Source organism: Amniculibacterium aquaticum (assembly GCF_003852705.1).
In the GTDB taxonomy this organism is placed as follows: Bacteria; Bacteroidota; Bacteroidia; order Flavobacteriales; family Weeksellaceae; genus Amniculibacterium; species Amniculibacterium aquaticum.
The window spans coordinates 1-24,577 of sequence record NZ_REFA01000012.1 but is presented as its reverse complement, the minus strand read 5'-3'; the positions used below and the strand labels follow the sequence as shown (position 1 = coordinate 24,577).

Below are 24,577 nucleotides of genomic sequence, written 5' to 3'. Positions count from 1 at the left end.
GTTCTTCAAAAAGGAGGGGTTTTATTTTTTTAAATTATTAAAAAGAAGATGTCGAAATACATTCAGCTTCTGAAAAGCATACCCGATCCCGAAATCCCAGTCATTGATATTGTTGAACTCGGTATTGTAAGAATGATAAATGAGTTGGAAGATAACACCGTAGAGGTGGTCATTACCCCAACTTATTCCGCTTGTCCTGCCATGTTCAATATCGAAGAAGATATTGTAAAATTATTTCAAGAAAATAACATAAAAGTCAAAGTAACTACACAATTGTTTCCTGTTTGGACCACGGATTGGCTCACGGATGAAGCTCGAGAAAAATTGAAAAACTACGGAATTGTACCTCCCGAAAAAGGACATGACGAAAATCATTTGAACATCCCCATTCGTTGTCCAAGGTGCAATTCTACCAATACCAAGATGATCAGCAGGTTCGGATCCACACTTTGCAAAGCTTCATACCAATGCAACGACTGTTTAGAGCCTTTTGACTATTTCAAATGTCATTAAAATTAACTATCTTTATACCAAGATTAAAACCATTTCACTATGTATGTATATTCACAATTTGATGTAGAATCTCATTTTCAAGGAAAACTGAAAATAGCCTATCTTAACCAACCGGAAACCCTCAATGCACTCAATAAAGCATTACTCTTGGAATTGAGAGAGTTTATAGAATTTTATGAGAAAGACCAAGACACCCGTTGTATTGTAATCGCAGGCAAAGGCAAAGCGTTTTGTTCTGGACAAATGTTGGACGAGCAATTGTTGGATCCCAATGTTAATATAGGAAGAGAAGTGCAAAAAATAGTTACCGAATTCTATAATCCTTTGGTCAATGCCATCAATTATTCCAGCAAACCAATTGTTTCTTTGGTGAACGGTTTGGCTGTGGGCGCCGGCGCTGTTTTGGCACTGATTTGCGACTTCTCATTGGTGGCCAAATCCGCGTACTTTTCTTTTGGATTCTCCAATATTGGACTCATCCCCGATACCGGAGGTACTTACTTTCTTCCAAAAATTATGAACAGACAAATGGCGCACTACCTAACTTATACCGGTAAGAAACTTTCTGCCGACGAAGCAAAAGATTTAGGAATTGTTGCTGATGTGTTTTCCGATGAAGATTTTTCTGCAAAATCCATGGAAATGTTAGAAGGTTTGGTAAATATGCCGACCAAAGCTCTTGGGTTAACCAAAAAAGCACTAAGAAAATCGTATCGTTATAGCCTGAAAGAACAATTGGACTTGGAAAGCGTTTACCAAGCCGAAGCCGCAAGATCTGAAGATTTCAAAGAAGGAATCGATGCATTTTTGGAAAAGAGAAAACCCGTTTTCAAAGGGAAATAATTCAACAATTTCAATGAATAAGTTAAAGATGGTTTTGATTTTTCAAAACTATCTTTTTTTGTATCTTTAGAAACTCAAAAATCAAAAGAAACTTTATCAATAGTGGAAAATAAAATAAAAACCGTAGGGGTCATCGGCTCTGGCACCATGGGCATTGGCATCGTGCAGGTAGCAGCCAGCAACGGTTGTCAGGTTTGCCTTTTCGATGTTAATGAAGAACTAACCCAAAAGTCTTTGCATAACCTTGAAAATACATTACAAAAACTCGCTCAAAAAGAAAAAATATCCTTCCAAGAAGCCGAAGATATTTTTAACAGAATAAAATTCTGTACCGAGCTCTCCGATTTTAAAAATTGCGATTTGGTCATCGAAGCCATTGTCGAAAACAAAGAAATCAAGCAAAAAGTATTTTCAGATTTAGAAAATATCGTTTCAGAAAATTGTGTTTTGGCATCCAACACTTCATCCATATCCATAACATCCATTTCTTCAATACTGAAGCAACCAAGCCGTTTTATCGGGATACACTTCTTCAATCCGGCTCCCATCATGCCTTTGGTAGAGGTTATACCAGGATTGTTAACCCATAATACTTTGGCCGATGAAATGTATAATTTAATGAAATCTTGGGGCAAAGTTCCCGTCATTGCCAAAGACATTCCAGGCTTTATCGTCAACCGAATTGCCCGACCTTATTACGGCGAAGCCCTACGATTGGTCGAAGAAAACATCGCTACTCCCCAGCAAGTAGATCAGGCTATGAAATCTTTGGGCGGCTTTCGTATGGGACCTTTCGAACTGATGGATCTCATCGGTGTCGATGTCAATTTTTCCGTAACCACCACGGTGTACAAGGATTATTTTTACGACCCAAAATACAAACCCAGCCTCCTGCAACAAAGAATGTCCGAAGCCAAATTGCACGGCAGAAAAACCGGAAAAGGATTTTACGATTATTCGGATAATGCCGTAAATCCAACAGCTGAAAAAGACGATGACTTGTACCAACAGATTTTTATGAGGATCATTTCCATGCTCATCAACGAAGCTGTGGAAGCCAAAAGACTGAAAATCGCCTCCGACCAAGACATAGAGCTTGCCATGCAAAAAGGAGTCAATTATCCAAAAGGGCTTTTGGCTTGGGCCAAAGAAATAGGATACGAAAAAATCTCACAAACTTTAGAAAACTTGTACCAAGAATACCAAGAAGAACGATACAGGCAAAGTCCACTTCTTCGTAAATTATAAAATAAACAAAATGAATCCCTTAGAAATAGCAAAATACATGCTCGCCCAAGATCATTTCTCCCAATGGATGGGGGTAGAAATCCTTGAAGCACGCGAAAAATACTGCCTTCTGCAAATGCCCATTCGTACAGAAATGCTCAACGGACTCCGTACGGTACACGGCGGTGTCACATTCTCCTTCGCAGACACAGCATTGGCATTTTCTTCCAACAACACCAACGACGCTTCGGTGGCGCTCAATTGCAACATCAATTTTACAAAAGCCGTTCGCGAAGGCGATGTCCTTTTTGCCGAAAGCATTTTGATATCCGATACCCGAAAAACAGGAATTTATGACATCAAAATCACCAACCAAAACAAAGATCTAATGGCATCCTTCCGAGGGACCGTTTATAAAATTAACAAAAAAGTAACCGAGTTATAATTTTTTTTGGGCACCTATTCCGCCCTCCGTTCCCGCTTTTTATTTTTTTTGCCCATGCAAGTTCCAAACAAAAAAAAATAAAAGAGCTCCACTCAGGTCGGGGTGCAACAAGCTTCACAAAATAACAAGAATATAAAATCAAAAAACAATATGAAACTTAATAACTATACCTACGGACAATGGACCGAAGGAAATAAAGAAGGCACAACGCTCTTCAATTCCGTAACCGGAGAGCAAGTAGCCATCGCAGATACCAGCGGCATCAACTTCAGCCAAGTTCTGGAGTATGGCCGAACCGTTGGCTACAAAAATTTGGCTTCCATGACCTTTTACGATCGTGGCGAAATGCTGAAAAAAGTTGCCCTCTATCTTCTGGAAAGAAAGAAAAAATACTACGAAATTTCCTACAAAACCGGAGCAACACACACCGACTCTTGGGTGGATATCGAAGGCGGATTGGGAACTTTTTTTACCTATTCGGGTTTGGCAAAAAGAATGTTGCCCAACACTCCTTTCTGGGTGGACGGCGATGTGCAGAAAATTTCAGCCAACGGTACGCATTTGGGCACTCATATTTTAACTCCTTCCGAAGGGGTTTCGGTACAGATTAACGCATACAACTTCCCGGTTTGGGGCATGTTGGAGAAACTTTCAACCTCGCTCTTGGCCGGTGTTCCGAGTATTGTAAAACCCGCAACACCAACATCGTATCTTACCCATGCGGTTTTCCAAGATATGATTGAGAGTGGCATTTTACCGGAAGGAGCCATTCAACTTATCTGCGGTAGCGCCGGCAATATGCTCGATTTTATGCAAGACGGAGATTCGGTATTGTTTACAGGTTCGGCATCCACCGGAAAAAAACTGAAAGCCATGCCATCCATTTCAGGAAATGCCGTTAGATTCAACATGGAAGCCGACTCCCTCAATTGTTCTATTTTGGGTAAAGATGCCAAACCCGGCACACCAGAATTCGACTTATTCATCCGTGAGGTGAAAAACGAAATGACCACAAAATCTGGACAAAAATGTACCGCCATCCGTAGAATTATTGTTCCGGAAAACTTAGTGGGCGATGTGCAATCTGCACTTTCTAAAGAATTGGACAAAGTAAAAATAGGAAATCCACTCAACCGAGAAACCCGAATGGGTGCTTTGGCGGGGAAAGACCAATACAACGAGGTGCTGGAAAAAATTAACCTCCTAAAATCCGAAACCGAACTGATCTACGATGGAAAGCACGATTTGATAGATGCCGATTATGAAAATGGCTCCTTCATGACTCCAAAATTATTCCTGAACGACAGTCCTTTTTCTAAAAATATTTCCCACGATGTGGAAGCATTCGGGCCGGTTTCTACCATCATGCCGTACAAAGATGCAGAAGAAGCGGCTGCTCTTGCCAAAAGAGGAAAGGGAAGTTTGGTGGGATCCATCATTTCTCACGATGACCAATTTATCGCCGAAACTTCTTGGAAAATGGCTTCTTCGCACGGTAGAATTTTCGTGCTGAACAGAGACAATGCCAAAGAAAGTACAGGTCACGGTTCTCCATTACCGACTTTGATGCACGGTGGACCGGGAAGAGCCGGTGGTGGCGAGGAAATGGGCGGACTGAACGGTCTGCATTTTTTCCTACAAAAAACAGCCGTTCAAGGTTCTCCGGATGTGCTTACCGCCATTACAAAAATTTACACTCAAGGTGCCGAGAAAAAATATGCAGACAAGCATCCTTTCCAAAAATACTTTGAAGAAGTTGAAGTTGGAGATTCTTTGGAAACTGCCGGTAGAACGGTTACCGATGCCGATATTGTGAATTTTTCCAATGTGTCTTGGGATCATTTCTATGCACACACGGATGCAACTTCACTCAACAATACCATTTTCGACAAAACCGTTGCTCACGGATATTTTATCCTTTCTGCTGCTGCCGGTTTGTTTGTCTCCGGAAAAAAAGGACCGGTAATTGCCAATTATGGTCTAGAAAATTGTTCGTTCTTCAAGCCTGTTTATGCCGGTGATACCATCACGGTATATCTTACGGCAAAAGAAAAAATTAACCGCGGTGTAAAAGGCAGAAACATCCCAAGTGGTGTGGTAAAATGGTTGGTAGAAGTGGTGAACCAAAGAGATGAGGTGGTTTGCGTTGCAACAATTCTAACTTTGGTGGCTAAAAAATCTCCTTTTGTTGATTTCAAAAAAGACAAGATCCAAAAAATTATTAATGGATTGACGGATAACACCCAACCGCTTTGGGGAAAAATGACGGCTCAGCAAATGCTGGAACATTTGGAAGAAACTTTGTTGTACAGTATGGGAAAACCAGAAGTGCAAACTTGCTATACCCCTGAAGAACAATTGGAAAAATTCCAAGATTCTTTGTACACTTTCAGGAAGATGCCAAAAGACTATCCTGCTCCTTTCTTGCCAGAGGATGGCTCTTTACCCGCTTTGAAATACAAAAACTTGGATGCTTCAAAAACAGCTTTCATGACCGCAGTGCAAGAGTTTTTGGTGTATTACAGAGAACATCCACAGGCTGAACATCTGCATTTTGTCTTTGGTAAATTGAATAAAGAAATGATGGAATTGTTCCACAGAAAACATTTCACCCATCATTTCGAACAATTTGGTCTAATCTAAAAATAAATGCTAAAAACCTTGTTGGAGGTTCTTTCGACAAGGTTTTGGTGTTATTCAATGAAAACATTTGGGGAAAAAGTTGTAGCATTCAACAAGAATTTAGAATTTCATGATGAACTACCTGAGGGTTTTGGGGTGCTCAATCCGTATTTGGACAATCCCGAAACTTTGATGGTGATGGAAGCGTTCTACAAAAAATTTTACAACGATCATCAACATCGAAAATTCATCATTGGGATCAATCCCAGCAGGCACGGTGCCGGTGTGACGGGCGTTCCGTTTACCGATACCAAAAGATTGGAGACGGTTTGTGGGATAACGATGAAATCGGCAAGGACGCATGAGGTTTCATCGGTTTTTCTATACGATATGATAGAAGCCTTTGGAGGTCCCGAAAAATTTTATGCAGATTTTTACATCAATTCTCCTTTTCCGTTGGCCATTGTCAGAAAATCCAAAACCGATTGGGTAAATGCCAATTATTACGATGACAAAGAGCTTTTTGCCGCTGTAAAACCCTTCATGATAGAAAGCATTAAAAAGCACATCGCTTTGGGGTTGGAGACGGACACGGTTTATTGTTTGGGAAAAAAGAATGCCGAATTTCTAAAAAAAATTAATCAAGAAGAAAAACTCTTTGGAGCGCTGAAGGTTTTGGATCATCCACGATACATACAACAATACAAATCCAAGGAAAAAGAAATGTATATCGACCGATATCTATTGACACTAACAGGACAGATTTAAAAAATTATAAGAACTAAAAGAAAAATATGGAAGATTTTGTACAATCAGAATTTAAGAATAACATTGCCGAAATTACCTTTGGGACTGCGAAAAGTAACGCTTTGCCGGGAGCAATTTTAGAAAAATTAGCTACCACCATTTTGGAAGAAGGTGCAAAAAAAGAAGTGAAAGCCATTTTGTTGAAATCGGCTGGTGAGAAAGCTTTTTGTGCTGGAGCTAGTTTTGACGAACTTTTGGAAATTGAAGACCTTGAAACTTCTAAAAAATTCTTCGGAGGTTTTGCCAAAGTTTTGAACGCCATGAGAAATTGTGGGAAAATTGTGGTGGTAAGAGTTCAAGGAAAAACCACAGGAGGTGGCGTTGGTATTGCTTGCGGTGCCGATTATTGCTTTGCCACCGAAAGTTCGGCTTTGGCTTTAACCGAGATCAATTTAGGAATTGGCCCTTTTGTGATCGGTCCGTATGTGGAGAGAAAAATTGGGAAATCTCAGTTTTCAGCCATGGCAATCGATGCAGGATTTAGATCTGCAAATTGGGCAGAACAGCACAATATTTATCATTTTGTAGGTAAAGATATTGCAGAAATGGATGCCGAATTGGAAAAATTCATGACGCGATTATCCAGCAGAAGTGAAGATGCTTTGGCGTTAATCAAAAAAGTATCTTGGGAAGGAACGGATCATTTTGATGAACTGATGCCGGCAAGAATACACATGTCAGCGAGTTTGATTTTGGAAGATTCGGCCAAGAAAAACATCACCGCCATCAAGGAAAGGTTGAGAGCGAAATAAAATTTAAAAGCCCTATTCAGACAAATAGAATAGGGCTTATTTTTTATTTTTTAGCTGGAGTTGCTGGTGGTGGTGGAGTAGTTGGAGGGTTTCCTGAGTTGAAGTCCAATAACTCGACATCAAAAATCAAAAGAGCACCAGGAGGGATAACGCCGCCTGCACCGTTGTCGCCATAGGCCAAATTAGCAGGGATGTAAAAACGATACTGAGAACCTTTGTTCATCAATTGTATTCCTTCTGTCCATCCTTTTATAACGCCTCCCAAAGCAAATTCAGAAGGTTGTTTTCCTCTGTTGTCTGTGGAGTCGAAAACCGTTCCGTCAGGTAATTTTCCGGTGTAAAGTACTTTTACCAAGTCGGATGCTTTTGGAGTTTCTTTACCGGTTCCTTTTTTGATAACTTCGTATTGCAAGCCAGAAGCCGTCGTTTTTATGGCTGGATTTTTCTTGTTTTTCTCAAGAATTTCTACAGCTTTCTTTTGGTTTTCTTCGGCTTTTACTTTTTGTTCAGCAATTTTTTTATCGTTCATTTTTTTGGAGAACTCCATCATGAAACTGTTCATGCCAGCAGGGTCTAAAAGTTTTTTAGCACCCGTTTGTTGGTCTTTAAAAGCTTGTGCAAAAATTTCAGGGTCAACATTTAATCCTTGGTTTTTGAAGCTTTCGGCAACATTCATACCTAGATAATACGATACTTTTTGGTCATCGGTCATCGTTGCTGGATCAAGAGCTGCAATGTTTGTTTTTTCAGGGGTCTTAGAGTTTTGTGCGCAAGAAATTGCACTAACCATAATCGATAAAACTAGAACGGTCTTTTTCATATATAATATTGGTTAATTTGAATTATTAAAGTGAACAAAAATATTGATTTTTTTTAGATGGTATAAAAAATATTACGATTTTGTTTGGCTGTCCATTACAATGGTGACCGGTCCGTCATTAATCAATGAGACTTTCATATCGGCACCAAAGATTCCGCTTTCTATTTTTAATCCTGATTTTGAAATTTCTTGTTTAAAATAATCAAATAGGGGAATGGCAATATCGAGTTTGGCAGCTCGGATAAAGGAAGGACGGTTTCCTTTTTTGTAGTCGGCAATAAGGGTGAATTGGCTGATGCACAGGATCTCACCGTTGCAATCGAGTGCGGAAAGATTTAGTTTTCCTTTTTCATCACCAAAAACTCTTAGATTAATAATTTTCTGTATGAGCCAATCGGCATCGGTTTTTGTGTCTTTCTCTTCAATGCCTATAAGTAGAGCCAATCCGTGACGGATCTCGCCAACAATTTTTCCATCAACCCTAACTTGCGCTTCGCTTACGCGTTGTATAACGGCCTTCATGTTTTAGTTAAAAATATTTAAAATGTTCGAACTGCTGTCGTAGTTATAATGGTAGGTTTTTGGGGGGACAGAAGAAATGTTCGTCGGTTGACCGGTCAATAAAATCCATTCGGCACCGTCTTTTGGACAAAGGATTTTGATGTTGTCTTTCACTTCCAATGTGGTGCTGCTGTCCGGACAAATGTGTGGCGCATTTCTATCGTAAATTTTGAATCCTGTTGAAGTCCTAACCACAATTAGCCCTCGGGTTCCGGCGCTTTGTTCATTCACATAGATCCATCCACCAACATTTTGCAAAGGATAGTAGGCCGGAAGATTTAGGTTGAGCATAACCTGTATGTTAACCTCCGGGAAACAGCTTACCGTTTCTTGGGTTCTGCTGCAAGAACTGTGGTTTAAGGTGCTGAAAATCAAAAAAAATAAAAAGAATAATGAGGTGCTTAATTTTTTCATTTGAAAATAATTTATATCTTTGTGAAACAAATTGAAACAACAGATACATTGTCCGGCAAATGTCGGATTATTTTTTTATACACACTGAAAATATTTTATTATTATGGCAACTTATGTTACTAATGAAGGTCTGGAAAAAATGAAAGTAGAACTAGAACAATTGGAGCGTGTAGAAAGACCAAAAGTTACCCAGCAAATTGCAGAGGCTAGAGATAAAGGCGACTTGTCGGAAAATGCTGAATACGATGCAGCAAAAGAAGCACAAGGCATGTTGGAAATGAAAATTTCTAAACTGAAGGATATGATCGCCAATTCTAAAGTAATTGATGAAACACAATTGGACACATCAAAGGTTTCCATATTGACCACGGTTCGATTGATGAATAACGCTACCAAAGCCGAGCAAAAATTCACCTTGGTTCCGGATAATGAGAGTGATTTGAAATCGGGTAAAATATCTATTAATACACCAATTGCAAAGGGATTGTTGGGAAAAGCGGTCGGTGAGACGGCTGAGATTTCCTTGCCCAATGGAAATAAACTTTCTTTCGAAGTTTTAGAAATTTTATTGTAAATTCACAAATTGATATGAGCAGCATTTTCACAAAAATTATAAAAGGCGATATTCCTTCTTATAAAATTGCCGAAGACGAAAAGCACTTGGCTTTTTTGGATGCAATGCCTTTGGTTGAAGGGCACACTTTAGTAATCCCAAAACAAGAGGTGGATCTGATTTTTGATTTGGAAAATGAAGATTTTAAAAATTTGTGGGGTTATGCGCAACAAGTAGCGAAAAAATTGCAAAAGACCTATCCCGACAAAAGAATTGCTGTCGCAGTGGTCGGTTTAGAAGTGCCGCATGCTCATATCCATCTGGTGCCTATAGAAAAAATGGCAGATCTTAATTTTGCTAATTCAAGATTGAAATTTAGTGATTCAGAATATGTTGAAATTCAAAATAAGATACTAAATTACTAAAATAAAAACCAGACTAACCTCTGGTTTTTATTGTTAATGGCCTAACGGAAAGATATTTTTTTAATAATTTTGTAGAATAATTGAATCCAGATTCCACGGATTGTGGTGGGTAAATAATAATATCATTAATAATTATATGAATTCAAATCAATGTTCATTTTGTGGACGAAAAAGAAAAGATGTACAAATGCTGGTTTCGGGACAAAATGGCTTTATTTGTGAAAACTGTATAGAGCAAGCGCATTCCATCGTTTTAGAAAACAATTCTAAGTCCGGATTTGCTCCTGCAAAAAGTTTGGCAGATCTAAAGAAACCCAAAGAGATCAAAACTTTTTTAGATCATTATGTTATTGGGCAAGATCAGGCGAAAAAACAATTGTCTATCGCAGTGTATAACCATTACAAAAGATTGTTGCATGCTGCAGATGAAAATAGAGAGGTAGAAATTGAAAAGTCCAACATCATCATGATTGGTGAGACCGGTACAGGTAAAACACTTTTAGCCAAAACCATAGCCAAAGAATTGAATGTTCCGTTTTGTATCGTAGATGCGACCATACTTACAGAAGCGGGTTATGTGGGTGAGGATGTGGAAAGTATTTTGTCCAGACTTTTGATGGTAGCCGACTACGATGTGGAAAAAGCAGAAAAAGGTATTGTTTTCATTGATGAAATTGATAAAATTGCTAGAAAATCGGACAATCCAAGTATAACAAGAGATGTTTCTGGGGAGGGCGTTCAGCAAGGGTTGTTGAAGCTTTTGGAAGGAAGCATTGTTAATGTGCCACCACAAGGAGGAAGGAAGCATCCGGATCAAAAATACATTCAGGTAAATACGCAGAATATTCTGTTTATTGCTGGAGGTGCTTTTGACGGGATCAAAGAAATCATCGAAAGAAGACTGAACAAGCAAGCGATTGGATTTTCTTCTGAAAAAATCAATAAAACCGACGAAGAAGAGTATATTTTAAGTCAGATTAATGCGATAGATCTTCGCTCTTTTGGATTGATACCGGAGCTTTTAGGGCGTTTCCCTATCATTACTTATTTGGATAAACTAACCAAAGAAACGATGGTGAGAATTATGAAAGAGCCCAAAAACTCTATCGTTAATCAATTTGTAGAATTGTTCAAAATGGATGGGGTAAAACTCGAATTTTCTGATGAAGCCATTGAAAAAATTGTAGAAGAAACCATTGAAAAAGGACTTGGAGCAAGAGGATTAAGAGGTACTACTGAAAAAGTATTGGAAGAGTATATGTTCAATATTGATGAAGTAGATGAAATCATTTTAACAAAGGATAATGTGAAAATATGAAAATATTTTTGTGATTTTCAAAAATATGAGTAAATTTGTCAGTGGAATATAGTGTAGTTATTAACACAAATACATATTGAAATGAAAAGAATTTTATTTGCTATCGGTCTTCTGACAATAGGACTGTCAGCTTTAGCACAAGCGCAAGTACTCACCCATGTGGACAAAGCGGGGAAGGTATATGTTGGTAAAGGAGCCTTGTTTTACAACGGTGGAGGTCTTCAATTGAAAGATACAGGTAATTGGGAAAACCATGGAGATGTGATGTTGGTGGGGACAAGTACTGATGTTTTCAAAACATTGGACGCTTCTGGAAACAATCGAGTATATACTACAGGAAGTGGTTATAATGCAGGAGGTGTTTTTGAGAATAAACTGAATACGCCTGCCAATTATGCTTTGCCTAATAACTCATTGCTTCCTGATCAATACACCTACGGACAATTGTATGTTCAAGGATTAACTCAAGCGAATGTACAAGGGGTTGTCAACCAAGAACACGCCAATGTGAATCACGGTACTTATCAACAGGTAGCAATGCCATTTTTCGGTAAAGAATTGAAATCTTTATCCTCTGGTACTGAATTGAATAAGACTTTTGCCGATCAAAGATGGTCGATGAATGAAATATTGAAGTACAATAATGCCAATGTGGTTTTTGATGGAGCTCCTATTGCAACATTGACATCGGATCCTTCAGCTTACTATATTTTAGGGAATAAAAACACTTCAATTAATTTTAATAATGTAAAAACCATTGTTGGTAGACCTTATGCGAATAACTCAACCTCTGTTACATTGCAAAACGCGGGTAATGGAATAGTTTGGGGAGCAGGAGGTAATAATATTAATGCCTATAACGAAAAGTACAATACTTATGTTCAAGATGGTTTTGAATTGCAAGCTGCAATTGGAGGAACTGCTTGGCAAGGTAATTACGGTAGAAACTTGTACCAATTTGGTAATCCTTATATGACCAATTTGGATTTGAAAGGACTTTTTGTAAGTGGAGATCCTAATTACATACCCAATATTTACGGAATTCGTTTAGAACAATCAGAAGGAACAGTTTCCTATTCTCCAAGTGTAGGTGGTGGTTCTGGTTTGTTTAAATTTGTAACTTGGAGTGGATCTTCATTGGTTGGAGACTCCGATTGGGCAGTTATTAGACCGATGAGTGTTTTTTCTATTAAATTAAAAAATAACAATGCGGGTTCTTCTATTAATTTTGATAATTTAAGAAGATTCGGATATCTACCTAGAACGGCATCAACTTATGATGTTACTGCATCCAGAACAAATAATCCTGGAACAACTAAAGAGTTGGCGGTTGCTGCCCTTGATGAATTTGGGAAAGAAATCGGAAGAACTTACTATGTGGTGACTCCCAATGCGGTTACCGGACACTCGAGTAATACGACAATGCAGGTTGCCGCAGCAAATACTAATGTAATTGGAACTTTTGAAGAAGATCCTGTAAATGGAGGTTACGACTTGAATTATAACAGTGCTTATTGGTTGTATATCAACGAAGCAAATGAACTTAATTTTACGGGGAAAGCAATTCCAATGGCCTTGTACGGTTCATTAGTGAAATCACTTAGGTTTTGGGTAAAAGAAGAAGGTCAATACATTCCAATGGGTTCATCTTTATTGTCTACCGGTTTAGCGTTTTATTATAAATTAGAAAATGGTACGGCACAGCAAATTACACAAGGTCAAACAATACCTGTAACGGTTAACCCTACCATAGGAAGCGATGTTAGTTTGTACTACGGAGCACCGACAAGTTCGCTAGCAGTAAATGATGCTGATGTTAAGCACTCAAGAACTAAAGTAATTTATAACCCTGAAATTGATAACTTTATTGTGAGATTTGACCCAAGTTGGAAAACTGCGGATGTTAAAGTGTATGATATGAGTGGTAAATTGGTAATTACTTCTAATAAAGTTAATGCAAATAAAGATTTTGTTATTGAATTGGCAAGAGGAAATAAAGCATATGTTGTTTCCGTAATATCTGAGAGTGGAGTAAAAGTAAATGCGAAAATAATAAGATAAAATACCATTATGATGAAAAAAATATTTAATAAACTATTTCTTAGTTTACTGGCTATAGTATTTTGTGTTGACTTTTATAAAGCACCACCACCACCACCATCAGGGGGGGGCGGTCCGACAACACCAGGTGCACCAGCATCGCCGATTGATATGTATTTGTTAATTCTAGGATTTGTTGCTTTTGTTCTAATCTTAGTTTTTACCAAACGAATGAAAATTAATAAAGCATAAAGTTTGTTAATTCTATTATAAAACCCATAGTTTACTGTGGGTTTTTTTATATTTACAAATTAGAAAATTAAGTATTAAAAATGAAAAGAAAAATATTTACGGGATTATTTGGATTAATGAGTTTGACACTATTTTCTCAGTTTAAAGTGGATGTCAAAGCACCAGAGAAGTTTTCTGCTAAAGAAGCTATATTGTACACGCTTAGTGGGTCTAAGGATGTTATTGTTGGTAAAACCATAAAAAAGAATAACCAATGGTCTTTTTCTGTGCCACAAGCATATACAGGAATGCTCAAAGTATATTTCCCTGAAGTAAATGCCTCTTTAAACATGATCTCTGAAAACAAGAATGTTGATTTAAATTTTGATTCGGATCAGCAAAAAATAAAACAGGTATTTTATAATGATGCGTCTAACAAACTGATGGATCAAGTACAAGAAGTTGAACAGAAAAGAGAAATTATACTTCCGGCTTTATATCAAATGGGAGAGTATTATACCCAAAAATCAGATTTTAAAACGGCAATAGACAAGGAAATAAACCGTCTTAATGGTAAAATGGATATAGATGCTGCTTCCCACCCTTTTGTAGCGTATTATAATACTAATTATCATAAATATGTACTTAAAGATCCAGCGGGTAAAATAAATTCTCAAGATGATCTGGCGCATTTTATAATAAACTCAAGTGATTATCTCGAAAGTTCATCGTTACTAAGGCCAATTTTACTGTTGTTTCTTAATTCCGGTTCTAAAACCAATGTGGACTCAGCTATAGACAAACTGCTTTTAAAATTAAATGTAGAAACAACTAGAGGTCAGGTGGTGTTATCAGAATTGATCGATCTGTTTGATGTGTACGGGATGTCGGCTCTAAAGGAAAAGTACCTCACACAAGCTGCAAATCTTAAGTGTACCATAACCGACCGGTTGGCGACGACTTTAAAACTCAATAAAAATACAGAGATGGGTGCTGTGTTTCCAGATTATGTTTTTCAAAATACACTAAATTCTAATGAGAAATCTTTGCATCAAGTTAAAGCAAAGCATAAAGTAATCGTTTTTTGGTCATCGACTTGCTCGCATTGTGAGACGGAATTGCCAGTTTTATATGCAGAGTATAATAATTTGAAAAAAATGAATATCGAAGTTATCGCTTTTTCATTAGATGCTGATAAAGCGGTGTATTTGCAAAAAGCTTCTGTGTTTCCATGGGTAAATACTTCAGAACTAAAAGGTTGGAATAGCGAATTTGTACAAACCTATAATGTGCATGCAACGCCAACATTCTTCATTCTGGATGAAAATAATAAGATTGTTGATAAACCTGACCATGTTCAGGATGTTTTGAAGTATTTTAATTTAAAAAAAGCTTTGTAGATTAAAAAAAAGTTTCTACATTTGCACCACTCAAAACCGAGGCGAGGTAGCTCAGTTGGTTAGAGCGCAGGATTCATAACCCTGAGGTCACGGGTTCAATTCCCGTCTTCGCTACAAAGGACTTTCTATATTTAGGAAGTCTTTTTTTGTTTCTTATTTTGATGAATATCGGCCAAGTTTCAGTACCAGGTATTCGAATAGTCGTTCTACAGTACTTCCTATTTTTTGGTAATGTGAAAATTTAATTCTTTGTGTAAAAACGAAATGAAATTTGCAGATCATGTTTATAAAATACTATTTTTCTTACTTGTGATATTCTTATGCTTATTTTATACTCGTTGAGGGAGGTTAAATAATGAGTCTATTCTAAATTATTCGTGTTTTGATGAAAATAGTACGGTCTGAGCTTTTGTGTTCTGAATCATATGTTCCTAATTATTTATTTTTTCTTTGAATATTTTTGATAAAACTATTTGTTTTGTTCATTATTTCTTTTATATTTGCTGTAGTCAAATGGGGATAGTTAAATATTTCCAGACTATAAATTTTTTTTCATCATTTGTGTTTTGGAATTGCGTTGTGAAACGTGATTCTTTTTTTATTTAATTTTATCAAAAAAATATAATACCTCTTAATTGAGGTTTTAATGAATTATTTCAAATGAAAAAAGATAATTAGTTTGAATAGTTCTGTCATAAGGATGAAAAAGTCTTAATTAAGGAAATGCTATAATTTTCATTCATATTTTTTATTTGGAAGATATGAATATATGTTGTAATTTTGGAGTGCTTTAAAGCTATTGTTCTTAAAGCAATAAATTTTTTTTTCATCATTTGTGTTTTTGGAACTGCGTTGTGAAACGCAGTTCTTTTGTTTCGTACCTGATGAAGAGTTCTATGAAGTACGAATAACTAATGCTTCCATCTTGTTGATTGCTTTTTAGAAACCAGTCATTGGTGGTGTAAAATACAGTGTTTAATAAGCCTTCATGCTTTTTATAGAACGCTTTTTCTTCCATAAAATCTTTCTCTAGCCCAACAGGAAATTCAGATACCATTTTCTTTACATACTCCGGGTCGTAATTTTGTAGATGAATTAATAGGTTTTTCAGAACAAAATAATGGGTGCTGTACCTCAGTTCATTGTTTTGGCTGTTTTTTCCCATTAAAAATGCTGCAAAATTGGCTTCTTCTTCTCTTGCAATACCAAGCTGATGTGCGCTTTCATGGGACAGGGTAAAAGGGATTTGTGTGTCTGGGATATTGTTATTGAACTGCGCCTCGGCGGTAAAAGGATTGTAATAACCCAAAATACCGGTATAGCTCATGAACTCTGCAAATAGACTGGGTTTTATACTTTTTACTTCCGTAGTTGATAGGTTGATTAATTTTTTTGGAATTGATTTTTGTGAGTTTAATATCTCTTTTTTTATAGAGTCTATATTTTTAATTTTAAAAACTCCAGCATGATTCTCGTGGATCAAGGCTCGATCGGCAATGCATTTATTAAAATATATTTCAGTTAATCTTTTTATGTCATTCAAGTTGCTTTTACCTTCAGGCAGTTTTTCAATAATCGGTGGTTGAAAATACAACAAGCCCCAAATGAGTTGATAGATGAGGTAGCAGATGTTCAATAAAATACAAATCTGTTTGAAGGATTTCTTTCTATTTTTAAATGACTTTATGAAGATGCCCAGAATGTATACTCCTAAAATGATGTAAAATACATCTCCGATGGAGAAAGGGATCCATGAAAATATCTTCTGATGGACGGCCTTTTGCCATTCAAAAAAATAAATGTGAAAACTTAATAATTTTTGACTTTTCGATATGAAGTAAAAGAAACAAATTTGGGCAAGTAAAAGACCTGCCCAAATTAATGTATTGTATTTAAAATATGTGTTTTTAATGTCCATTTTTTACGCTGGCATTTTCTAATTCTATTCCTTGTTTTTTTAAGATTTTTGTAACCTGTATGGCGTAAAACGCGAGGTAAGCAAAACAAATAACCCCAACAATATAAGAAAAATGTATGCTGGTTGCATCGGCTATCGTTCCTTGTAGCCAAGAGATAAACCCACCTCCCATAATCATCATAATCAACAATCCGGATCCTTGGTTGGTGTGTTTTCCTAATCCGTTTATGGCCAAAGCAAAAATACATGGCCAAAGTGTAGAACAGAAAAGCCCAACGCTGGTAAATGCATATACGGAAGTCATTCCGCTGCTCATCATCCCAATAATCAGTGCTGTAATGCCGGCAATCGAAAATATAAGCAACATTCTTGCTGGGTTGCCCTTGCTTAAGATGTCGCAAATAATAATGGCTAAAATAATCCATCCGTACACATAAAAATGAGACAAATCGTGCTTTGCAATGGCATTAACCAATAAAAACACTGAAAAAGCCAAGTACGGAGCTAGAAATCTTAAAACTTTTTTTAGATTTAAACTGAAATCGAAAGCTTCAACGGCTCCTGTCCATCGGCCAATCATCAAAGAAGCCCAATATAAAGATACGAAAGGAGCAATCTCTTTGGTTTCGAATCCCAAACTGTTCTCCATATATGCCGGTAGGTTACTGGCTGTTGATACTTCAACACCAACATAAAGGAATATGGCAATCATCCCTAAAATTAATTGCGGATACTGAAGTGCCGAGGTTTTGTGATGTCCTTCTTCTTTGTCGTCTGTATTTTCCAAATTGGTTGGCCTTACGGCAGGAAGTGAGGAGAATTTTAATAAAATTGCAACCAAAATAAAGGCAACTCCAAGAATTAGATACGGGATTTTTACCGATTCTATACTGGCTTCTGTGTTGCTGGCAGTTGCAGATCCAAAGATTGCAAAAGACACAATTAACGGTCCAATTGTCGTTCCAAGATTGTTAATTCCTCCGGCCATGGTCAATCGCTGTGAGCCGGTTTCTTTTGGACCAACCTCTATGGAAAGAGGGTTGGCGACAATTTGTTGTAATGAAAATCCTAGGCCAACTATAAAAAGTCCGGTAATCATTAAGACGAACGATCCCATATTGGCTGCAGGATAAAACAACAAAGTCCCGGATGCGGAGATCAGCAAACCGTAGATTAACCCGTTTTTGTAACCGATTTTGTTGATCAAATCTTGTTTGATGCCTTTTGAAATAAACATATAGATGAGTGAACCTACCGTATAAGCAATGTAGAAGGCCAAAGATACCAATTGGCTCTGCCCTTGGCTGAGATTGAACTCTTTTTTGAAAACCGGAATTAAAATATCGTTACTGGCTGCAACAAATCCCCAAAAGAAAAAAACCGTAACAAGAGGTATGAATTGCCCCCAATTGGTTTGCTTAGAATAATCTGACATGTTTATTGTTTAATTTAATGTTATGCAAAAATATTATTTTATTGATAATATTTATTTAAAATTGTTAATATTTTATCAAAAGAATCCTTTTTTAGTTCAGAAGCTGTTGGTGTGGGCTCAAGGATGTCATTTAGAAATACTTTTATTTTTCCAGGTTTTCCCTTACCGTTGTCAAACGGAAATCGTTCTTTTAGACCAACATAGGTCAAAACGACCAAAGGATGTTTATGTTTGTGGGCCAAAATAAACGGCCCGTCTTTGAAATTGTCCAAGATGACAGTCGTATCGTCCGGGACACCGCCTTCTGGGAAAATCACAATGCTGTCGCCCTCGTCCATGCGGTCAGAACAAAGTTGGTACACTCTGGCTCGGCTTCTGGGAGAGCTTCTGTCAACCAAAACACAAATTCTTTTGTAAATCATCCCAAACAGAGGTATTTTTTCCAATTCTTTTTTACCAACAAAACACAAGGGATGGTGTGGGAAAAGTACTACGGTAAGCATGATGTCCATGATGGAGGTATGATTGGCGATAATCACATACTGCAATTTCGGATCTATTTTCTTCTCCGTCAACGATTGAAAAGTATAACGAAAACCCATCCCGTAGAATAGGATCAGGCAGAACAATCGCATCCACCAATAGGCGTATTGGTAATGTTTTTTTTTAAACGAAAGTAAAAATACAGGTACAAAACAGATGAGGAGTAATACAAAGGCCAATAAAATAAACCAAATCCTCCAAAGGTAGTTAAGTGTTTTTGCAATCATCTTTTAAGAAAAACTCAAAAATATCAAATTTATTGATATTTACCCGTTGAAAATGATTCTTTTTTTTAAGGAATAGTTTAAAACAGAGACCACAACTATGGCAGCAATTTTACTCAACATTTCTTGGCTAAAAGTGAAAAATACCAAATCCAAATAAGTGTGGAAGATGTATCTGAAAAACAACTGAAAAAATGCTAAACTAAAAAGGGTAGATGCTGCCGACAATCCCATGAAATAAACAAATTCTCTTCTTTTTGAATGCTTGCCCCTTTCAAACACAAACCAAATGCTGAAAAAATAATTCGATACAATGCCGCATGTGGTAGAGAGTATGTTGCTGAAAGGAAAGTGTATGCCCCAAAGGTTGGTTTCTTGTGGGAAATATTGAGGGATAATGCTGCTGAATAGTTTGAAAGTTCCTATTTCTATGATAGCGCTTAGCCCTCCAGCAAGGATAAAAAGCAATACCTGTTTCTGTCTGAGTAATAGTTTTTTCATAAAACGAATAGGACTGCAAATTTATAATTAAATGTTAAAGTTTGATTAAAGTTTTATAAAAAAAGTTGGCATGTGGAAATAATTAATAATTTTAACTATCCAAATGAAATGTATTGATATTAAGACTAAATTGTATGAAAACAATGCAATTAAGTAAAGAATTGTGTGAAAAATTTACTATTAATAAATAATTTTAACGACTTATTTGACATGAAAAACTCCAGACCCTATAGAAAGTTTCAGTTTCAGCAAAAAAAAATCCAAGAGTTGGAGCAAAACAACAACCAATTTAAAAGGATGTACACCGAATACGAATGTATGTCCGAAGAATTGTGGGATCTAGAAAACGAAGAAAAAACTTCGGTAACCGATGATTTTTTAGACTCTTTCCGGTTGCAAACCAATTATCTTGAAGAGCAAATAGAGCATTGGTTGCAAGGTGAAGAGCAGTAGTTTTATAGTGCGTGATCAGAATTTTTCAGTTAATTCTTGAACCAATTTTGACAAACGGTTCTTTCTTTGAAGACATTTACTGAATATTTCCCTATTTTAGCACATCAAAACTCGTAAAATATGATTGCAATAGTCGATGGTGGCTCTACAAAGTGCGATTGGGTAATCTTGGATCGTAAAGGAGAAATCGTACAAAGGACAACAACTACAGGATTCAATCCCAACATCATTCAAGCGGAACTTATTTCGGTTGAATTGGCAAAAAATCCTGAAATCGAACACATAAAATTCAAAATATCGCATTTGTTTTTTTACGGTTCGGGTTGCGGTATCGATAGAAATGCAGCGATGGTGTACCAAGAATTTCAGAAATTCTTCAGCAATGCTAAAGTTACGGTCAAAGAAGATATGACGGCTGCGGCTTATGCTGCCTACACCGGACATCCGGCAATTGTTTGTATTTTGGGCACAGGATCCAATTCTTGTTATTTTGATGGCATCTCCATTCGTAGAGATTTGCCTTCACTTGGATTTTTAATAGGCGATGAAGGAAGCGGATCGGCTTTCGGAAAACTTTTACTGAAGAAGTTCTTCATGAAAAAACTTCCTCACGATCTGGAACAAGAATTTGTTGCCACCTATCATTTGACCATAGAAGATGCCCTGAAAAATATGTATCACAATCCTAGAGCCAATGCATATTTAGGAGAGTTCAATCAATTTATTTCAGAAAGAAAAGAACATCCCTATTTTCAAAATTTAGTTTTCGAAGAAATGAAACATTTTTTTGAATACCAAGTACTTCCCTATCCAGAAGCTTCCATTGTCGAAATTAATTTCATAGGTTTTGTGTCCTACATTTATGAAGATATAATTCGAGCTGCCGCCGCCGATCTCAACCTAAAAGTGGGTACAGTTGTCAAAAAGCCCATAGAAAGTTTGGTGAATTATCATGTCAATTATCTTTTGTCGGATATTTTAGATTAGCTAACTTTGTCCGCTTTTGTTTGAAGCAAAAACATTTCAGTTAACTAAATTCATTAACCCATAATAATCATTATGCCTGAATATAATAACAATAGAGACGAGAAAAATTTTAATAAAGCCGCTTTGGAATACCACCAAATGGAACCCAAAGGGAAAATAGAGGTAATACCTTCCAAACCCCATTCTACCGCAAGAGATTTGTCATTGGCGTATTCGCCTGGTGTAGCCATCCCTTGTTTAGAAATAGAAAAGGATCCTAAAACGGCCTACGAATATACCGGAAAAGGAAATTTGGTTGCCGTAATTTCTAACGGTACAGCCGTTCTTGGTTTGGGCGATATCGGTGCCGAAGCTTCAAAACCTGTGATGGAAGGAAAAGGTTTGTTGTTCAAAATTTTTGCAGATATCAATGTATTTGACATCGAAATCAACGAAAAGGATCCGGACAAATTTATAGATATCGTAAAAGGAATTGCACCTACTTTTGGCGGAATTAATTTGGAAGATATCAAAGCTCCTGAAGCTTTTTACATAGAAAACCGCCTGAAGGAAGAGTTGGACATTCCTTTGATGCACGATGATCAACACGGTACCGCAATTATTTCTGCTGCTGCATTGCTCAATGCTTTAGAGCTTGCCGGGAAAAAAATTGAAGAAGTAAAAGTCGTGGTTAATGGCGCCGGAGCGGCAGCCATTGCTTGTACCAAACTGTATATGGCGCTTGGTTTGCAAGCTCAGAATATTTTAATGTGCGACTCCAAAGGGGTGATCAATAAAAAAAGAAGCAACCTTACTCCTGAAAAAATAGACTTCGCAGTAGATACCGATATCGACACTTTAGAAGATGCCGTGAAGGGCGCCGATGTTTTTGTTGGGCTTTCTAAAGGAGATGTTATGAGTCCTGAAATGTTGCTTTCCATGTCCGAAAATCCTATTGTTTTTGGACTTGCCAATCCGACTCCAGAAATTGATTATGACCTGGCCATCAGTACCAGAAAAGATGTGATCATGGCAACAGGGCGAAGCGATTTTCCTAACCAGGTGAACAATGTACTTGGTTTTCCTTATATTTTCCGTGGTGCTTTGGATGTGCAATCGTCCACCATCAATGAAGAGATGAAGTTGGCTGCCGTTCGTGCAATTGCCAATTTGGCCAAAGAACCGGTACCGGAAATGGTAATCCTGGCCTATAATCTTAAGCAGTTGTCCTTCGGTCGAGAGTATTTTATTCCAAAACCTTTTGACAACAGATTGCTGACAAGAGTATCTATCGCAGTGGCAAAAGCAGCTATGGACAGTGGAGTAGCTGGTAAACCCATTGAAGATTTCGCAGCGTATGAAAATGCTTTATTGGATAGAATGGGTCGTGATGAAAAACTGATCCGAATGATGCAAAACCGTGCAAAAGCCAATCCTAAAAGAGTAACTCTAGGAAATGCCGAAGAATATAATGTGCTGAAAGCGGCTCAAATTTTATTGGAAGAAGGAATTGCTAAGCCCATTTTGTTAGGTGAGGAAAAATTCATCAAACAAAAAATGGAAGAATTTGGGATCGATATCAATGTACCCATTATTGACCCCAACAGCGACGAGTCTAAAGAATGTAGAGCAAAGTATCGTAAAACCCTTTGGGAGCTTCGTAGCCGAAAAGGTGTGAACGAGTATATCGCAAAAAGATTGGTAAGACAAAGGGATTATTTTGGACCTCTTATGCTGAAGCATGGCGATACCGATGCATTGGTTGTGGGATATTCTAAAAACTACAGAACCGTACTGAAACCGGTTATGGAAGTGATAGAAAAAGACAACAGTGTCGATAAAATTGCCGCCATGATGATGATCCTGAGCGATAAAAAACAATATTTCTTTGCCGATGCCGCCATACAACCCAATCCCAATGTGGACGAGTTGGTGAGTATTGCAAAAATGGCTGAGCTAACCGTTAAAACCTTTGGTGTAGAACCGAGAATTGCAATGTTGTCGTATGAAAACTTCTCCAACAATTCCGAGACTTCCAAAAAAATGGCTAAAGCGGTAAAAGTTTTACACGAAAAATTCCCTAAAATGATTGTAGATGGCGAAATTCAACCGGACTTTGCCATGAATCCGGATCAACTTCAGGATTATTCCTTCTCTAAATTAGGAAATACACCCGCCAATACTTTCATCTTTCCAAACCTAGAAAGCGCCAATCTTTCGTATAAAATTATTCGAGGGATGAAGGTCGCACAGGTCGTTGGTCCAATCTTGATGGGACTGAAACAACCGGTGCATGTAATACAGATGCGTGCAAGCGTTGATGAAATTGTAAATCTCGCAACCATTGCCGTGTTGGACGCACAACGAAGAGAACAAGGTTAATTTTAATATAGAATCCGTCAAACTTATTTGGCGGATTTTTTGGTATTATTTCGTTTATCTCAATATAAAAGGATAAATTTGTCCTGTTAGAAAAATAAGGTATAATGAAGACGAAATATCAAGATCTTCCCTTGGTGTATTCTTGTTCAGGGTGTTCAAGTGCGGCACAAATGGCCAATTACATTGCTATAAAATTGGATAGAATGCAAGTGGCAGAAATGTCGTGCATTGCAGGAGTTGGCGGCAATGTGAAAAAGTTGGTGAAAACAGCCAAATCTCAAAGAAAAATGATCGTGATTGACGGTTGTCCTTTAACCTGCTCCAAAGCTTGTCTCAATAACCACGACATCCAACCGGATATTCATATCGACTTGTCAAAATTAGGTGTGAAAAAATCTCAACACGAAGATTTTGATCCAGAACAAGCTCAAGAACTCATTCAAGAAATAGAAAAAATGATCTCTGAAATCTGAGTGAATATAGTTAAATAAAAACCGTTGTACATGGAGTGCAACGGTTTTATTTTGAAAAATAGTTAATATGAATTAAAGCGATTTCGAATTTTGGAATTTTGAATCGGCTTTCCAAATTCTATATTTTACTTCCATATCCTTCGGAGCGTAGATTACGATGGGCAATTTGCTGTTGTATCTCAACAATTCCGGTTGCATATAGATGAATTTTTTTGTTTTTGTCTGATCCGGACATCCCATCATGGTGCTTGTAGATTGTCCGTTGCTTTCTACCTCATAATAGGTATAACCCCAACCATCAAGGTTTTTGTCATCAATGTCGCCCATCATTCTATGGTTGTTGCAATCGACCAACATGGTTTTTCCTGCAAAAACTTCTACTTTATAGTCGTTTTCATTTTTCATCGCAGGAACTTTGATGTACACTTGCTTGTATCCCGGTTTGGCTTTAGGAAACATTTTAATTTCAGATTGTATGTCTTTTGTAACTTTTTTTTGTGCAAAAGCAGGAGTGGCAAATGCAAAAGCGGCTAAAAATAATGCTAATTTTTTCATCGGAATTAATTTTAGATATTTAATTTAAACAATGAACTTGTTTAATGTTTCCTAATCAAAATACAACAGAATGCGAGCAGATGAAAATCCCTCCAATGTTTTTCTTTAGTTTCATATCGTATTAATAGCGCTTTAAAGCTATCTATCCAAGCGTTC

The 24,577-nt window shown here is 37.2% G+C and carries 25 protein-coding genes and 1 tRNA gene; 18 read left to right on the top strand and 8 right to left on the bottom strand.

The features are described 5' to 3' along the window. The first annotated feature begins 48 nt into the window (after positions 1–48). The 7 genes from paaD (at position 49) to EIY84_RS06740 (ending at position 7,209) form a co-directional block, all read left to right on the top strand. Positions 49–513, top strand: a complete 465-nt coding sequence (gene paaD, locus EIY84_RS06770) for a 1,2-phenylacetyl-CoA epoxidase subunit PaaD (protein WP_124641522.1) — start codon at positions 49–51, stop codon at positions 511–513. Between the two features lie 39 nt (positions 514–552). Further along, positions 553–1,356 carry an enoyl-CoA hydratase-related protein gene (locus EIY84_RS06765; RefSeq protein WP_124641520.1) on the top strand — a complete coding sequence of 268 codons (804 nt, stop codon included), beginning with the start codon at positions 553–555 and terminating at the stop codon, positions 1,354–1,356. A 102-nt stretch (positions 1,357–1,458) separates the two neighbouring features. Further along, on the top strand, positions 1,459–2,604 hold the full coding sequence (locus tag EIY84_RS06760; RefSeq protein WP_262696908.1) for a 3-hydroxyacyl-CoA dehydrogenase NAD-binding domain-containing protein: 1,146 nt from the start codon (positions 1,459–1,461) through the stop codon (positions 2,602–2,604). 10 nt (positions 2,605–2,614) lie between these two features. Then, the gene (locus tag EIY84_RS06755; protein ID WP_124641518.1) at positions 2,615–3,028 is read left to right on the top strand and encodes a PaaI family thioesterase; all 414 of its coding nucleotides are present in this window, start codon (positions 2,615–2,617) and stop codon (positions 3,026–3,028) included. Positions 3,029–3,178: 150 nt separating this feature from the next. Then, entirely contained in the window at positions 3,179–5,671 is a 2,493-nt protein-coding gene (paaZ, locus tag EIY84_RS06750; protein ID WP_124641516.1) for a phenylacetic acid degradation bifunctional protein PaaZ, read from the top strand. A gap of 57 nt (positions 5,672–5,728) precedes the next feature. Continuing rightward, positions 5,729–6,418 carry an SMUG2 DNA glycosylase family protein gene (locus EIY84_RS06745; protein WP_124641514.1) on the top strand — a complete coding sequence of 230 codons (690 nt, stop codon included), beginning with the start codon at positions 5,729–5,731 and terminating at the stop codon, positions 6,416–6,418. Between the two features lie 26 nt (positions 6,419–6,444). Next, on the top strand, positions 6,445–7,209 hold the full coding sequence (locus tag EIY84_RS06740; protein WP_124641512.1) for an enoyl-CoA hydratase/isomerase family protein: 765 nt from the start codon (positions 6,445–6,447) through the stop codon (positions 7,207–7,209). 43 nt (positions 7,210–7,252) lie between these two features. On the opposite strand, the gene EIY84_RS06735 is transcribed toward EIY84_RS06740, so the two are convergent. The 3 genes from EIY84_RS06735 to EIY84_RS06725 all read right to left on the bottom strand — a co-directional run bounded on the left by EIY84_RS06735 (position 7,253) and on the right by EIY84_RS06725 (position 9,004). After that, positions 7,253–8,029 (bottom strand): FKBP-type peptidyl-prolyl cis-trans isomerase, encoded by a 777-nt coding sequence (locus tag EIY84_RS06735; RefSeq protein ID WP_124641510.1) that lies wholly within the window; start codon positions 8,027–8,029, stop codon positions 7,253–7,255. Between the two features lie 72 nt (positions 8,030–8,101). Beyond that, positions 8,102–8,551, bottom strand: coding sequence for a D-aminoacyl-tRNA deacylase (gene dtd, locus EIY84_RS06730; protein WP_124641508.1), 450 nt, complete (start codon positions 8,549–8,551; stop codon positions 8,102–8,104). Positions 8,552–8,554: 3 nt separating this feature from the next. Further along, positions 8,555–9,004, bottom strand: a complete 450-nt coding sequence (locus tag EIY84_RS06725; protein WP_124641506.1) for a hypothetical protein — start codon at positions 9,002–9,004, stop codon at positions 8,555–8,557. A 103-nt stretch (positions 9,005–9,107) separates the two neighbouring features. Here EIY84_RS06725 and greA point away from each other — a divergent pair, with 103 nt between their 5' ends. The 7 genes from greA to EIY84_RS06690 all read left to right on the top strand — a co-directional run bounded on the left by greA (position 9,108) and on the right by EIY84_RS06690 (position 15,085). Beyond that, entirely contained in the window at positions 9,108–9,578 is a 471-nt protein-coding gene (greA, locus tag EIY84_RS06720; protein ID WP_124641504.1) for a transcription elongation factor GreA, read from the top strand. Between the two features lie 14 nt (positions 9,579–9,592). Continuing rightward, complete coding sequence (locus EIY84_RS06715) at positions 9,593–9,982, top strand: HIT family protein (protein WP_124641501.1); 390 nt, start codon at positions 9,593–9,595, stop codon at positions 9,980–9,982. Positions 9,983–10,118: 136 nt separating this feature from the next. Then, the gene (clpX, locus tag EIY84_RS06710) at positions 10,119–11,300 is read left to right on the top strand and encodes an ATP-dependent Clp protease ATP-binding subunit ClpX (RefSeq protein WP_124641499.1); all 1,182 of its coding nucleotides are present in this window, start codon (positions 10,119–10,121) and stop codon (positions 11,298–11,300) included. An 81-nt stretch (positions 11,301–11,381) separates the two neighbouring features. After that, positions 11,382–13,361: a T9SS type A sorting domain-containing protein gene (locus tag EIY84_RS06705; protein WP_124641497.1), complete on the top strand. Its 1,980-nt coding sequence runs from the start codon at positions 11,382–11,384 to the stop codon at positions 13,359–13,361. Positions 13,362–13,370: 9 nt separating this feature from the next. Next, positions 13,371–13,592 (top strand): signal peptidase, encoded by a 222-nt coding sequence (locus EIY84_RS06700; RefSeq protein ID WP_124641495.1) that lies wholly within the window; start codon positions 13,371–13,373, stop codon positions 13,590–13,592. A gap of 80 nt (positions 13,593–13,672) precedes the next feature. After that, entirely contained in the window at positions 13,673–14,971 is a 1,299-nt protein-coding gene (locus EIY84_RS06695; protein WP_124641493.1) for a peroxiredoxin family protein, read from the top strand. A gap of 40 nt (positions 14,972–15,011) precedes the next feature. Continuing rightward, a tRNA-Met gene (locus tag EIY84_RS06690) sits at positions 15,012–15,085 on the top strand. A 715-nt stretch (positions 15,086–15,800) separates the two neighbouring features. Here the strand turns inward: EIY84_RS06690 and EIY84_RS06685 are convergent. From EIY84_RS06685 to EIY84_RS06670, 4 genes are read right to left on the bottom strand one after another with little or no spacing between them, the layout of a single operon-like run. Beyond that, entirely contained in the window at positions 15,801–16,889 is a 1,089-nt protein-coding gene (locus tag EIY84_RS06685) for a DUF3810 domain-containing protein (protein WP_124641491.1), read from the bottom strand. Then, complete coding sequence (locus EIY84_RS06680; protein WP_124641489.1) at positions 16,879–18,324, bottom strand: MFS transporter; 1,446 nt, start codon at positions 18,322–18,324, stop codon at positions 16,879–16,881. The genes EIY84_RS06685 and EIY84_RS06680 overlap by 11 nt, the downstream gene beginning before the upstream one ends. Positions 18,325–18,362: 38 nt before the next feature. Further along, entirely contained in the window at positions 18,363–19,094 is a 732-nt protein-coding gene (locus EIY84_RS06675; protein ID WP_124641487.1) for a lysophospholipid acyltransferase family protein, read from the bottom strand. Between the two features lie 39 nt (positions 19,095–19,133). Beyond that, the gene (locus EIY84_RS06670) at positions 19,134–19,592 is read right to left on the bottom strand and encodes a GtrA family protein (RefSeq protein ID WP_124641485.1); all 459 of its coding nucleotides are present in this window, start codon (positions 19,590–19,592) and stop codon (positions 19,134–19,136) included. Between the two features lie 165 nt (positions 19,593–19,757). Here EIY84_RS06670 and EIY84_RS06665 point away from each other — a divergent pair, with 165 nt between their 5' ends. The 4 genes from EIY84_RS06665 to EIY84_RS06650 all read left to right on the top strand — a co-directional run bounded on the left by EIY84_RS06665 (position 19,758) and on the right by EIY84_RS06650 (position 23,866). Beyond that, entirely contained in the window at positions 19,758–20,045 is a 288-nt protein-coding gene (locus EIY84_RS06665; RefSeq protein ID WP_241154746.1) for a hypothetical protein, read from the top strand. 120 nt (positions 20,046–20,165) lie between these two features. Then, positions 20,166–21,032: a BadF/BadG/BcrA/BcrD ATPase family protein gene (locus tag EIY84_RS06660; protein ID WP_124641483.1), complete on the top strand. Its 867-nt coding sequence runs from the start codon at positions 20,166–20,168 to the stop codon at positions 21,030–21,032. A 72-nt stretch (positions 21,033–21,104) separates the two neighbouring features. Next, positions 21,105–23,393: an NADP-dependent malic enzyme gene (locus EIY84_RS06655; protein WP_124641481.1), complete on the top strand. Its 2,289-nt coding sequence runs from the start codon at positions 21,105–21,107 to the stop codon at positions 23,391–23,393. A 104-nt stretch (positions 23,394–23,497) separates the two neighbouring features. After that, a complete protein-coding gene (locus EIY84_RS06650) occupies positions 23,498–23,866 on the top strand; it encodes a putative zinc-binding protein (protein ID WP_124641479.1) in 369 nt (122 codons plus the stop codon). Between the two features lie 72 nt (positions 23,867–23,938). Here EIY84_RS06650 and eco read toward each other — a convergent pair whose 3' ends face one another. Continuing rightward, positions 23,939–24,421, bottom strand: coding sequence for a serine protease inhibitor ecotin (gene eco / locus EIY84_RS06645; RefSeq protein ID WP_124641476.1), 483 nt, complete (start codon positions 24,419–24,421; stop codon positions 23,939–23,941). Positions 24,422–24,577: the final 156 nt, after the last annotated feature.